Origin of the sequence: Marinomonas pollencensis (assembly GCF_003387375.1) — a bacterium.
In the GTDB taxonomy this organism is placed as follows: Bacteria; Pseudomonadota; Gammaproteobacteria; order Pseudomonadales; family Marinomonadaceae; genus Marinomonas; species Marinomonas pollencensis.
Window position 1 is genome coordinate 550,322 of sequence record NZ_QUNG01000001.1, and the last position, 12,680, is coordinate 563,001.

Consider the following 12,680-nt stretch of genomic DNA (forward strand, 5'->3'; position numbering starts at 1 on the left):
AAAGGCCAGCAATCACAATATTGCTGGCCTTACAAAGACACACTTAAGGAAAATAGTTAAGGGAATAAACTAACCCTAAGAAGAAACAGCGAACTGATTCATCGTATTGTCTTTGCCTGACGCCTTCAGTGCCTGAGCCCCAGAGAAGTACTCTTTATGGTCATCACCTATATTCGAACCCGACATGTCTTGATGTTTAACACAAGCGAGTCCTTGGCGGATCTCTTTACGCTGCACTTCTTTCACATAGCCGAGCATTCCTTGCTCGCCAAAGTAGTCTTTCGCTAAATTGTCAGTGGACAAGGCCGCCGTATGGTAAGTCGGCAAGGTAATCAAATGATGGAAAATGCCCGCCTGCTGCGCTGCGTCTTTTTGGAAACAACGAATACGCTCATCGGCTTCGTTTGCCAATTCCGTGCCATCGTATTGAGAGGACATCAACTGATCACGCTGGTAATCTTGAGTGCTCTTACCTTCTTCCAACCAAGCATCAAACACTTGCTGACGAAAGTTTAACGTCCAGTTAAATGATGGGCTGTTGTTGTAAACCAGCTTGGCATTTGGCACCACGGCACGAATACGATTCACCAATTCCGCAATCTGGCCTATGTGTGGTTTTTCTGTTTCAATCCACAGCAAATCAGCGCCATTTTGCAGTGAAGTAATACAATCCAAGACCACACGATCCGCCCCTGTATTGGCCTTAAAACGCACCAAACCATTGGCTAGACGCGTAGGTTTGATCAAACGCTCTCCCTGTTTGATCGCCATGTCACCAGAGTACATATCCGCCAGTGAAGTCACCTCTTCACCATCAAGGTAAGCATTATATTGATCCGCCAAGTCACCTGGCTCACGAGACACTGGAATTTTTTGCGTCAAACCAGCACCAAGAGAATCTGTACGAGCCACAATGACGCCATCGTCTACCCCTAGCTCCATAAAGGCGTAACGTACCGCGTTAATTTTCGCTAAGAAATCTTCGTGAGGCACAGTTACCTTACCGTCTTGGTGACCACACTGTTTGGCATCAGACACTTGGTTCTCGATCTGAATACAGCAAGCCCCCGCTTCGATCATTTTTTTCGCGAGTAAATAAGTCGCTTCTTCATTACCAAAGCCTGCATCAATGTCGGCAATAATAGGCACAACGTGAGTTTCAAAGTTATCAATTTGTGTTTGTACTGCTTGCTCACGTACCTGGTCTCCCACCTCACGGGCTTCGTCTAAGTCTTTGAATAAATGCTGTAGCTCACGAGCGTCGGCTTGTTTTAAGAAAGTATAAAGCTCTTCGATCAAAGCTGGCACCGAGGTTTTCTCATGCATGGACTGATCAGGCAAAGGACCAAACTCGGAGCGCATTGCCGCCACCATCCAACCCGATAGGTACAGGTAACGACTGCGAGTGGTACCAAAGTGTTTCTTAATTGAGATCATTTTTTGTTGGCCAACAAAGCCATGCCAGCAGCCCAAAGATTGGGTGTAATTTCCCGCATCTTGATCATAACTCGCCATGTCTTCACGCATGATCTTGGCAGTGTATTTTGCAATATCTAAACCTGTGGCAAAACGATTTTGTAATTGCATTCTGGCCACGTTTTCAGGGTTAATTGCCCCCCATGTGCCTTGTTGCTGAATCGTTTGTGCTGCCTGCTGAGTTTTATTTTTGTAGTTTTGCATGGTTTAGCCCTCTTATTTAAGGTTAGGTTTTGAATCGTTTGGCATCTGCCAATAGGTTTTAAATAATCACAATCAATACTTGTCGGTGACTACTGCTTAGCAGCGGCTTTCGCACGTACCCGATAACTGTGTAATAAAGGTTCGGTATAACCGTTAGGCTGCTCCGTTCCTTTGAAGATCAAGTCTTTCGCTGCGTTAAAGGCAAAACTTGAATGCTCGTTCGCCGTCATGCCTGCTGGCGCCATAGGTTGATAACCAGGGGTAGCTTGGTTTTGCTCGTCCACCACCTTGGCCATGCGCTCCATCACCGCCATCACCTGAGTTTTGTTACATATTCCATGTAGCAACCAATTGGCCAAATGCTGGCTGGAGATACGCAAGGTGGCACGGTCTTCCATCAGTGCGGTATTGTGAATATCCGCAACTTTTGAACACCCCACCCCAGCTTCTACCCAGCGCACCACATACCCCAATAGCCCTTGGACATTGTTCTCAATTTCACTCTCAATGGTGTCGGAGGATAAGGCTTGTCCTGGTGCGATAACCGGAATCCGCAATAAGTCACTGAAAGTCGCGGGCGCTCGCTGTTTAATGGTCTCTTGTTCAGCAAACACATCCACTTGGTGATAATGCAAAGCGTGTAACGTGGCCGCTGTTGGCGAAGGTACCCAAGCGGTATTGGCACCCGCTTGCGGATGAGCGATTTTTGCTTTCATCATGGCCGCCATCTCATCTGGCATGGCCCACATTCCCTTACCTATTTGCGCTCGGCCTTGTAAGCCACACTGCAGGCCAATTTCCACATTACGGTCTTCATACGCTTGAATCCAAGCTTGCTGTTTGATCTGCTCTTTAGGCAAAAACGCCCCCGCTTGCATGCTGGTGTGAATCTCATCACCGGTGCGATCCAAAAAACCGGTATTAATAAACACCACACGCTCTTTCGCTCTACGGATGCATTCTTTTAAGTTCAGCGTGGTACGTCGCTCTTCATCCATAATGCCGATTTTTAAGGTGTTATTTGCCAACCCTAAAAGCTGCTCAACACGGGATAAAAGCTCGCAACTAAAGGCCACCTCTTCTGGTCCATGCATCTTAGGCTTAACAATATAAATACTGCCTGTTTTGCTGTTGCGTAGTTCTTTATCCTGTTGCAGGTCTAACGCACCGATCAAGGAGGTAACCACGGCATCAATAATGCCTTCTGGTACAAAGTCGCCCCGTGAATCTTGGATCAGGTCCGATTCCATTAAATGACCAACGTTTCGAATGAGCATCAAAGAACGTCCAGAAACGCGGTAAGTGCCACCCTCTAGATCGGTAAAAATACGATCAGGATTCATCCGACGAATCTGCATTTCACTGTCTTTCTCAAAACGCGCTTGTAATGTGCCTTGCATCAGACCCAACCAATTTTGGTAGACCTCTAATTTGTCTTCAGCGTCCACGGCGGCCACAGAATCTTCGCAGTCCATAATGCTTGTTAGAGCCGACTCAACCAGAATGTCATCAATATTCGCCTTGTCTGTGATGCCATTTTTGCCATTGCGATCAAACTTAATTTCCACGTGTAGGCCGTTATTTTTCAGCAACAGAGACTCTGGATCGGCTTTTTGGCCATTAAGAGCGACGAACTGGCAAGGTTGTTTTAACCCGGTTTGACGACCATCAGCGAAGAAGGCCAACAAATGGTGGTAATACACCATGTAACTGGTGACATCATGATGGGACCCTTCATCAAGCGGAAAAGTCTCATCCAGAAAATCTTTTGCTTTCGCGATAACCTGCTCACCACGCTGGGCATCAAAGCCACCAGCAAGAGGTTGCTCGCTCCCTGCTATCACATCAGTACCGTAAAAAGCATCATACAAACTGCCCCAACGCGCGTTCACCGCGTTTAATGCAAAGCGAGCATTTTTCAATGGCACCACTAATTGAGGGCCTGCTAAATGCGCGATTTCCTCATCAACATTGTCAGTCGTTACCGTGAAATCCTCACCTGCTTTTACTAGGTAACCGATCTCACTTAGGAAAGATTCATACTCGGCCGTGTCTATTGGCTGACCCTGCTGATCTTTGTGCCATTGATCTATTTTCTGTTGCAGACCATTTCGTGTCGCGAGCAACTGGCGATTAACCGGCGCCAGATCACCAATTAGTAGAGTCAATTCACGCCAAAATGTCTCAGAGTCCAGGCCATGTAGTGGCAGGACATCGTTATCAAGAAAGCGACGAAAATCATCATTTACCAACAGGTTAAAGCCATGTTGCATGTCATTATTTTTATTTTGTGATTGCTTCATCTTACTTTCCTTTTCTTATTTTCCGACCCTAACGGATCTTAGTATGTGGTTCCGATTGCTTGATTTTTAGTCTATGACAAACTAAATTAAAATTTCACAATAAGAATTACACAGTGTAAATTTTACAAAAATGAAAAATAAAAATAGCCTTATCCGTAAAGCCCATTTTTTGGGTACCAAAATCCGCAACCTCAGAAAACGTAATCGTTTGACGATGGAAGACTTGTCCGCAAGATGTGTAAAAGTGAACGCAGAATACGCACCGTCTGTGTCCTATTTATCCATGATAGAGCGCGGAAAGCGGGTTCCCAGTGAAGAAGTGCTGGAGATTATTGCCAGTGTTTTTCAGAAAAATATCGATTGGTTTTTGGATGACATCCCAGAAGAAGACGCTATTGTTCCGCAAAAAGGCTCTGCAGGCGGCATTAATGGCATGGCGCTTGAACCAAACTTCCTGTTCTCAAAAGAAATTCTGCAAATTGCCATTCCTGAAATGCTCTCGCAAACCGGCACCAGTGGACGTCAGTTTGCTCATCTGTTAATCCGTGCTCACCAAGAACACCATCAAAACCATTTCCCCGATTTGGAGCGCGCTGCGGAAGAAGTTGGCCTCAAACGTTTGCCCTTAAGTTTGGATGAGATCATCGCTATTACAAAACAAATGGGCTTACAAATTAAATGGTTCCGTAAAACACCTCTGTCTGTATTAGAGAGCATGGGGGTCAGTGACCATCACCTAGTCACCTCATTTTTTGAGCCACCCAATCAGATTTATATTAATCAAATCATGAAGTCACAGCCCCAGCGGCTGAAATACAACCTAGCGGTACACATTGGTCATGCGGTGCTACACGATAAAGATGGCATGAGAAATGTGCTGGTGACAGGACGCAATGAAATCTCTCCTTTACAAGCCCCCCATTCTCGTACTCAGGCCTCGGGAATGGACGCTCAAGATATTCTCTACGCATGGCGGGATTTTGAATGCAGTTTTTTTGCCGGTGCCTTACTTTGTCCTAAGGTTCCTTTTCGGCAGCTACTTGACCGAAATGGTTATGAAATTAATACAGCTAAGCTGGCAGGAGTATCCGCCTCAGTGGCGATGCGCCGTATGACCGCAGTGTCCCCCTACCCACATTGGCATTATTTTGATGCTTTCGCACCGGGTAAACTCAAAGCCGTGTACCGTGGAAACGGCATTCCTTTGCCTTGGGGCAACATGAGTGAGGTAGAAGACCCTTGTCAAAATTGGGCCGTTTTTCGCATGATCAGTGCGCCCACTTCGGGCACATCAGCCCAAATCTCCATCTTAAATAACGGCGACGAACCGCGCATTTATGCCTGTGAATCCATCAGGGTAGAAGACTTAACCGGAAGCAGCCATGTACTCTGCTCTGGCATCGATTTAAACCCCGCGATTGCCGCTCAAGGCAAAGACGCAATTGCCATTGCACAACAATTAAAACAAGCCTGTTTTAGTGGCGGCGGCACATCGGCGATTCCAAACGCGATGAAAAAAGACTTAATGAGCGTGGCCAAAATACTCAATATTAACTGGGTAGAACGCGGCATAGACAATGACGCTAGGCTAATTTGCCCGCGAGGTTCGGTTTGCCCAAGAACCCCAAGCTGTTATCAGCAGTGCGAAAGCTAGGGCTAGGGCATCAAAAACAGTCAGGCTTAAATAAGAAAAATCTTATCTGATATTTGCCCTAACGTCTTTGCGGCACAAAAAGAACCTAGAACCAAGGTTAGATATGTTTTTCATACGAATAAGAATCAGTTACAAACTATCTTAAAACTAATCGACGATTTCTTCCCATCGACCCTATCGCAATACGTCGACAAGTATTAAAATTGACACTATCCCCATACCCCCTCTAGTTAAGGATCTTTCATGACTTTGTCGACCGGTCAGCCAGCTAACATCGTAGTTGTTAGTAACTCTTCCGATAACCCATTTGCTATTGATATCGCCTATGCTATGGGCCAATACGATGACATTGCTGACTTGATCAGCATGAAACAATTCATGAACTCTGAATTCTGCCCGCGGTTTATTTCCGACGAAGCAGACTTTGAAAACATTGGCCGCAAGCTAAAAGGCAAATCGGTCATCATTGTCAGTACTGGCAGCCACGTAAAAACCCGCCAAGAGCTGGCAATGTCGAACTTCATTATCGCTAGGGCAGCGAAAGAAAACGGCGCCGCTCGTGTTATTCTTGTAGAACCAGACCTGTTTTACAGTGCTCAAGATCGCGGGCCTCACAAGAGCTTAGGTGAAACCAGCTTTGAACGTGATGTAAAAGACATCAAAAAATTTGATGGTCAGCCGTTTACTGCCAAGCTATACGCACAAATGTTGAAATTGTCTGGTGTCGATACCATAATGACAATCCACAACCACTCAGATTCAGTGCAAAAGATCTTCAATGAAGTTTTTGAAGGTGATTTCCATAACCTTATCCCTTATGAAATTTACGCCCACTATTTACTAAACTCAGATATCTTGCACTACGGAAAAGATGGTGAAGGTTTGGTACTGTGTGCACCAGATAAAGGGGCTCGTGATTTCGTTAAAGAAATGTTTAATACCCTTGGTCTGAGCAAAGCGAAATTCATCATGCTCGACAAAGAAAGAACCAATGAGCGCAAAGTTGAGATCACACTACACAAAGAAAGTGAGCACACTTTCGACGGCCTAGACGGTGCCAGCATTGTGCTGTTTGACGACATGGTTCGTACCGGCTCTACTGTGGTTAAATCTTGTCAGTTCTTACAGCAAATTAATCCTCAACGCATGGTCTTTGCAGTATCGCACTTTTATGCCAGCGACGAAGGTCGTGAGCGTATGGCTCATCCTGCTTTGGGTGAGATTCTAACGCTAAACACGCTACCTACTATTTTGAACCGTGACGAGCAAGGTCGTCTACGTAAGAAAATGGTGGTACTAAAAGTCGAGAAGTGGCTGGCTCAAGAACTTTGCAACATCCTAGGCTTCCCTCAAGCCCAAGAAGCCAACCCTTATAAAATCGACATGTCTTCTAAAAACCCGCGTTTCAAGCGTAAAATTTGGTTTAGCGAAGAGCTGTCTGAGCTTAAACCTGAGTAATTCATTAGCTTTATCAGCTCTTTGTACTGCAACAAATCATAAAAAAGCCGTGTTTTCAACACGGCTTTTTTATTTGTCACTTGATTGGCTAGAATATTCGTTAAGCTCGAAATGTCAGCAGTAAAATATCTTTTACTTTGCGGTTAATCTCGATGTCTGCGGTATCAAAATCTTCTTTTGTTGCCTTGTATAAAAGCGGCTGAACAGCACGTAACTTTTTAATCGCTTGAGGGTCTTCTGTCAGTAACACAGCCACATAAGAAAAAGCATCATAGTATGCTGGAACTTTTTCCCGCAATGCATTGAGATAGGAATCCACCGACTCTTCACCAAATACCTGCTTAATCGCCATAATCGCACCATAGATCACGGTCCCCTCACACAATGTAGTGCTGTTATGATCTTGTTCAGGGGCGGGAAATAAACCTCGTACCATTTCTTGGATAACATCCGCCAACAACATCACATCATTACTAAAACTGCGTGCTGGCATCTGGATCTTATACTGATAAGGAGCCGTCTCATTTTCAAATAAAGCCACAGGTTTTGCTGATTCTGGGTTCATTTCAAAACCTACAAATTCGGCTTCTGGTGCAGCTTCACCAAACAAAAATTCCACCGCTGGCAACCAAGCGCTACGCAATTTTTCTAATTTACTGATTTCTATCGATTGAGCGTCGGACACAACCTTTTTCCTCTAAATACGTCAATAATGTCTGTGCGCTTGTGACAAAACTGCCTTCGCACTATGAATAGCGGAACCTTACCACACAGAAGCACTTTGAGCAGTGAGAAATCCACAAGCAATAAGGATCCACTCGGTTAAGGCTGAACAGGAAAAATTGAGCCTATGAGTAACACAGGGTGGCACCACAGAAGTAGACACTACAGTCTACTTTTGCCACTATAATGGATCATTAGGAGCCATTATGAACACCAAACGCAAAATCCTTATCGACACAGCCCTTACACTTTTCTATCAAAACAGCATCTATTCTGTTGGCATTAATGAAATACTCAGTGTCTCTGGCATTGCCAAAAAAACGCTCTACCACCACTTTTCAGGGAAAGAGGCTCTGGTGCTAGCCACCCTAGAAAAAAGAGATCAAGGTTTCCAACAATGGCTAACAACTCAGCTATCAGGGGCAAAAAATGACACGGAAGTGATACACCAACTGTTTTATGGTTTAACGGACTGGTTTCATAGCCGAGTCCCAGAACTTGGTGATTTTCGTGGCTGCTTTTTTACTAACACATCGGCCGAGTTCAGTGATGAAAAAAGCGCGATTGCTCAATATTGTCGCCAGCATAAACAACAGGTTCGCCAGCTTATTAAACAAGCTCTCAAGCGTCAGGATGAAGCGTTTCTTGATTGGGTCTGCTTATTAAAAGAAGGCGCGATTAGCAGTGCTTATGTTAGCCAAGACCTTGACGCCGCTTTAAAATGCATCGCCATTTTAACCGCCTCAGAAGTGAAATATTAACGTCATAACGTCACTTTTTATTCGCCAAAAGCCTGCCATAAATCAACTCTCTGCTCAGCATAGAATGCCACACTCACCACTAGGTTATATAACCACTACCACTACTTGAGGTGAGGATAAGGTCATGAGCAGCACATTTTATATTCCAGCGGTTAATATTATGGGCGAAGGGGCACTTAATGATGCCATTACGCAAATCGAAAACCTTGGTTTTAAGCAAGCCTTGATTGTAACGGACCCAGGAATGACAAAACTTGGTGTGGCGGATGAGCTAACCGGCTTGTTAATAGAGCGCGGCATACAAAGCTTAGTCTTCGATGGCGTTCAACCTAACCCAACAGTCAACAACGTTAACGCAGGATTAGACGTATTACACACGCATCAATGTGATTGCGTTATTTCCCTAGGTGGCGGTTCAGCTCACGACTGTGCCAAAGGCATTGCTTTGGTGGCAACCAATGGTGGACACATTAGCGATTATGAAGGGGTAGATGTTTCCAAGAAGCGGCAGCTTCCCTTGATTGGCATTAATACCACGGCGGGAACGGCTTCAGAAATGACGCGTTTTTGTATCATCACAGACCAAGATCGCCATATCAAAATGGCCATTGTCGACCAAAATGTCACCCCGATTCTGTCGGTAAATGATCCTAGACTAATGGCAGGCATGCCAGCTTCCCTAACCGCTGCAACGGGTATGGATGCACTGACACACGCCATTGAAGCTTATGTTTCTACCGCAGCAGATCCCATTACAGACGCTTGCGCAATTAAGGCAATTGAACTTATCCGTGACAACTTGCACGAAGCGGTTCATAACGGCAGCAACATGGAAGCCCGAGACAAAATGGCCTATGCGCAATTCTTAGCAGGCATGGCGTTTAATAATGCATCATTAGGTTATGTTCACGCCATGGCGCATCAATTAGGAGGTTTCTACGACTTACCTCACGGTGTCTGCAATGCGGTATTACTGCCTCATGTGCAAAGCTTCAACGCGCAAGTCGCCGCGCCACGCTTAAAAGATATCGCCAGCGCCCTAGGTGCAGAAGTCAACGGATTAACTGACAAAGCCGGTGCGGATGCCGCCATTGCAGCCATAGTTAAACTGTCGCAAAGCGTTAACATCCCAGCAGGCTTAACCGAGCTTGGCGCAAAAGAAGAAGACTTCGCGACCCTTGCTGACAACGCAATGAAAGACGCCTGTGGATTAACCAATCCCATTCAGCCAACTCATGAAGATGTAGTCGCCATCTTTAAAGCTGCGATGTAACCGTAGAAAGCCATACCAAGCCTTGTCACTCTGAGCGACAAGGCTTTTAACGGCACGCATTAAGCCTATTATTTATCACGACCTCTAAAGCGTTTTATCATAAACAAGCTACCAGTGATCTGTTAGTCATTCTTCTATGGATTTAATCAGCAGGTTATTATTTTATTTAAACCACATTCTAAGCCCAGTAAAATCGTCAAGAAAAGTGACTTAACAGATATATACACAATGTGCTTATTTCTAATGAATACGATGATTAATTTGAATAATAGAATCTAAAGTGACACTGTGCTGGATAACATTTTTATTTTTCGTTTAGCTGATATTATTTAAAAAATAGAAACAACGTAGTCAATATGTCTATTAAACGAATTATATTTAAGGTGATAAATTATGAAAACTATTCTTAAAAGCGCACTAACTTTTCTAGCTGTATCTTCTATTGCTACTATGGCTTTCGCTTCACCAGGCGATGCTACATACGGTAAATCTGTACGCTCTCACGTTAGCTCTATTGAGGCTCAAGCACAAAACGCCAATGTAGGCCTTGATACTAATGCGGCTTACGCACCAACTATCAAAGCTTCTGCTGATAACGCACATCGTGCTGAGTTCTTGCAAAACCAAGTAAACTAAGCTTAGATAATTTTTTCTGTCTAAATAGACTAAAAAACACCTTATTAGCCAGCATGGGTAACTATGCTGGCTTTTTAATTGGCTAAAACTACTATCCCCCTCAATTAACACATCTACATTAAATATTTAACATAACACCCGGTACAAGCTTCCTTTCTTTAAAAAGCACTTCTTAAAACTAACGTCACTTTTATTCATAAAAAATAAAGGGGCGAACAGCTTTTTCCAAAAAAGACAAGCATTAGTTAACTCCCTCTATTACTTGCGCGCCCATACCAGTAGAAAGTTATTGGCTGGCATCAATATCTTTTTTGTTAGCTCCATATCCGGCGCCCACTCAATCAATTCTTCTATATCACGAATGCCGCCATAAGCATTTTGTTGCAACTGTTGATCAAATTCTCGGTTACCCTCACTGGTGTATTCACCATTTACATTCATCGGCCCATACTGACAAAATACACCGCCCGACTTTAAGTTAGCAGCTATAGTTTCCATCATTAATTTCGCGTCATCACGCTGCATAATATGGGTCGTATTGGCCGTAAAAACAGCATCCACGTCTAGCATTGGCCAGTCATTTTTACCAAAATGAAAAGCAATAGGAGCAACCAAGTTACTCAGTTTTTCATCATCGATCCATGCCTGAATACTGCCATGGTAGTCTGGCATATCACTGGTGTTCCAAATCAAATGCGGAAGATTTTTGGCAAAGAAAACAGCGTGTTGCCCTGTGCCAGAACCTATTTCCAACACTTGCTTAGAGTCTTTAAAATAAATTTTGAGTTGCTCAAGAATCGGTTGTTTATTTCGCTCACAAGAAGGGGAAAAAGATTTTAGCGTATGCTTTGTCATAAAAACTCATTGGCCAAATATGAAATAAATAGAGAATTGCTCTTAGCAGAAAACAGCCTCATAAAAGCTCATTTATTATCTGGTAAGGCATCGTAGTGAGGCAGTTCATCTGTCACATTGAACCAACTTATTCTTTCACTATCAAATACATGCCTTTCAGGCGGAAAGGCTTCCGGATTGTCTAAACTAGCAACAAAGAACCCCATAACAAGCTGGCCTTGCCACTCAGCCTCATAAGACAGTGACGTGCCACAACCAGAACAAAACGTCCTAATCACTCCGGGTGACGATTGATAGCTTTTTCGCTGGCCTTTAATAAACTGAACCTGATCAGGCAAATACACAGCATAAACAACCGCTAGCGCACCAGTAGACCTTCGGCAATCCTCACAGTGGCAAAAAGACACATACACAGGCTTACCGTCCAGCTGATATCTAATAGCGCCACAATGGCAGCCTCCAAATTGCGTTTCATCCCTTTTGTTCATGATCACCTTTAATAACCAGTTGATAGAAATAAAAGTTACCAGATTCCCAACTATTGCCCTTATAAAGACTCAGAGAGCTTGCTCCATTTTTGTTTTGATTCAGGATTAACCATGCCTGTCATAAATGGATTAACTAGCCCCAAGAAACGGACATTTTGAAGTACGAAATACCTGACTTTTGAAACTCCTCGCCTTCAACGCACAAGCCATATTTTTGATAAAAAGAACGAGCTGTGGCTCGAGCGTCACACCAGAAATAATTCACTTTAGCAAATTTCAAATCATCGACGAGATACTCAATTACCTGAGAACCAATTCCTCGACCTTGATATTCAGGCAAGGTAGCAAACTTTCTAAGCCTAGCCTCATGCCCGTTTCGATATACAGATGCGACGCAAACCAATGTATCCCCAATAAACGCACCATAATGCGTCGCAGAGTCATCCCCCTCCACCTCACAAAATGAAGGTAATTTATCAGGCCATAAAACTTGATGCCTAATAGGCAAAACCTCTTCTGTAGTGACTTGCTGTATATACATCTTTCCCTCTAAATTCATAGCCTCACACTATGCTTCAACCCACAATGAAAACACAGCCCCCCCAAATATGACAGGCACAAATCTATCTTTGACAGGCACAGTATAAAACCACTAAATACAAAGCCCCTAGAACAAGACAGGCAGCTTTTAAAAGCAGTAAAAACAAGCAATGAATGAACCGACTAAGAAATAATTAACTTGAACAAAGTACATGGGGAAATATTCGAGACGAAATCGCTCAATATTCCCTAAAAATGGAAGCATTAGTTTTTTTTAAACACCAGAACGCCTCAGCACAAGGCCGATAA

The 12,680-nt window shown here is 44.0% G+C and carries 11 protein-coding genes; 5 read left to right on the top strand and 6 right to left on the bottom strand.

Annotated elements, in window-relative coordinates; all coding sequences use genetic code 11:
* Positions 1-75: 75 nt before the first annotated feature.
* Positions 76-1,680 carry an isocitrate lyase gene (locus DFP81_RS02520; RefSeq protein ID WP_115896175.1) on the bottom strand — a complete coding sequence of 535 codons (1,605 nt, stop codon included), beginning with the start codon at positions 1,678-1,680 and terminating at the stop codon, positions 76-78.
* An 89-nt stretch (positions 1,681-1,769) separates the two neighbouring features.
* Complete coding sequence (locus DFP81_RS02525) at positions 1,770-3,983, bottom strand: malate synthase G (protein ID WP_425453659.1); 2,214 nt, start codon at positions 3,981-3,983, stop codon at positions 1,770-1,772.
* 130 nt (positions 3,984-4,113) lie between these two features.
* Between DFP81_RS02525 and DFP81_RS02530 the strand changes: the two genes are divergently transcribed.
* Together DFP81_RS02530 and DFP81_RS02535 are read left to right on the top strand one after the other, a co-directional pair.
* Positions 4,114-5,637 (top strand): DUF3612 domain-containing protein, encoded by a 1,524-nt coding sequence (locus tag DFP81_RS02530; protein WP_115896176.1) that lies wholly within the window; start codon positions 4,114-4,116, stop codon positions 5,635-5,637.
* Positions 5,638-5,880: 243 nt separating this feature from the next.
* Positions 5,881-7,095 carry a phosphoribosyltransferase family protein gene (locus DFP81_RS02535; RefSeq protein ID WP_115896177.1) on the top strand — a complete coding sequence of 405 codons (1,215 nt, stop codon included), beginning with the start codon at positions 5,881-5,883 and terminating at the stop codon, positions 7,093-7,095.
* 100 nt (positions 7,096-7,195) lie between these two features.
* On the opposite strand, the gene DFP81_RS02540 is transcribed toward DFP81_RS02535, so the two are convergent.
* Positions 7,196-7,780, bottom strand: coding sequence for a hypothetical protein (locus tag DFP81_RS02540; protein WP_115896178.1), 585 nt, complete (start codon positions 7,778-7,780; stop codon positions 7,196-7,198).
* 244 nt (positions 7,781-8,024) lie between these two features.
* Between DFP81_RS02540 and DFP81_RS02545 the strand changes: the two genes are divergently transcribed.
* The 3 genes from DFP81_RS02545 (at position 8,025) to DFP81_RS02555 (ending at position 10,488) form a co-directional block, all read left to right on the top strand.
* Positions 8,025-8,579 (top strand): TetR/AcrR family transcriptional regulator, encoded by a 555-nt coding sequence (locus DFP81_RS02545; RefSeq protein WP_115896179.1) that lies wholly within the window; start codon positions 8,025-8,027, stop codon positions 8,577-8,579.
* A gap of 124 nt (positions 8,580-8,703) precedes the next feature.
* Positions 8,704-9,852 carry an L-threonine dehydrogenase gene (yiaY, locus tag DFP81_RS02550; protein WP_115896180.1) on the top strand — a complete coding sequence of 383 codons (1,149 nt, stop codon included), beginning with the start codon at positions 8,704-8,706 and terminating at the stop codon, positions 9,850-9,852.
* Between the two features lie 393 nt (positions 9,853-10,245).
* On the top strand, positions 10,246-10,488 hold the full coding sequence (locus DFP81_RS02555) for a hypothetical protein (RefSeq protein WP_115896181.1): 243 nt from the start codon (positions 10,246-10,248) through the stop codon (positions 10,486-10,488).
* A 258-nt stretch (positions 10,489-10,746) separates the two neighbouring features.
* On the opposite strand, the gene DFP81_RS02560 is transcribed toward DFP81_RS02555, so the two are convergent.
* The 3 genes from DFP81_RS02560 to DFP81_RS02570 all read right to left on the bottom strand — a co-directional run bounded on the left by DFP81_RS02560 (position 10,747) and on the right by DFP81_RS02570 (position 12,372).
* The gene (locus DFP81_RS02560; RefSeq protein ID WP_115896182.1) at positions 10,747-11,343 is read right to left on the bottom strand and encodes a DUF938 domain-containing protein; all 597 of its coding nucleotides are present in this window, start codon (positions 11,341-11,343) and stop codon (positions 10,747-10,749) included.
* 68 nt (positions 11,344-11,411) lie between these two features.
* On the bottom strand, positions 11,412-11,831 hold the full coding sequence (locus DFP81_RS02565; protein WP_115896183.1) for a GFA family protein: 420 nt from the start codon (positions 11,829-11,831) through the stop codon (positions 11,412-11,414).
* A 133-nt stretch (positions 11,832-11,964) separates the two neighbouring features.
* Positions 11,965-12,372, bottom strand: coding sequence for a GNAT family N-acetyltransferase (locus DFP81_RS02570; RefSeq protein WP_115896275.1), 408 nt, complete (start codon positions 12,370-12,372; stop codon positions 11,965-11,967).
* Positions 12,373-12,680: the final 308 nt, after the last annotated feature.

What these genes read in the sequence shown, in the direction of transcription:
- DFP81_RS02560 (WP_115896182.1), bottom strand. Translation starts at nt 11,343, where the DNA reads ATGACAAAGCATACGCTAAAATCTTTTTCCCCTTCTTGTGAGCGAAAT.
- DFP81_RS02530 (WP_115896176.1), top strand. Translation starts at nt 4,114, where the DNA reads ATGAAAAATAAAAATAGCCTTATCCGTAAAGCCCATTTTTTGGGTACC.
- DFP81_RS02565 (WP_115896183.1), bottom strand. Translation starts at nt 11,831, where the DNA reads ATGAACAAAAGGGATGAAACGCAATTTGGAGGCTGCCATTGTGGCGCT.
- DFP81_RS02555 (WP_115896181.1), top strand. Translation starts at nt 10,246, where the DNA reads ATGAAAACTATTCTTAAAAGCGCACTAACTTTTCTAGCTGTATCTTCT.
- DFP81_RS02545 (WP_115896179.1), top strand. Translation starts at nt 8,025, where the DNA reads ATGAACACCAAACGCAAAATCCTTATCGACACAGCCCTTACACTTTTC.
- DFP81_RS02520 (WP_115896175.1), bottom strand. Translation starts at nt 1,680, where the DNA reads ATGCAAAACTACAAAAATAAAACTCAGCAGGCAGCACAAACGATTCAG.
- DFP81_RS02570 (WP_115896275.1), bottom strand. Translation starts at nt 12,372, where the DNA reads ATGTATATACAGCAAGTCACTACAGAAGAGGTTTTGCCTATTAGGCAT.
- DFP81_RS02535 (WP_115896177.1), top strand. Translation starts at nt 5,881, where the DNA reads ATGACTTTGTCGACCGGTCAGCCAGCTAACATCGTAGTTGTTAGTAAC.
- yiaY (WP_115896180.1), top strand. Translation starts at nt 8,704, where the DNA reads ATGAGCAGCACATTTTATATTCCAGCGGTTAATATTATGGGCGAAGGG.
- DFP81_RS02525 (WP_425453659.1), bottom strand. Translation starts at nt 3,983, where the DNA reads ATGAAGCAATCACAAAATAAAAATAATGACATGCAACATGGCTTTAAC.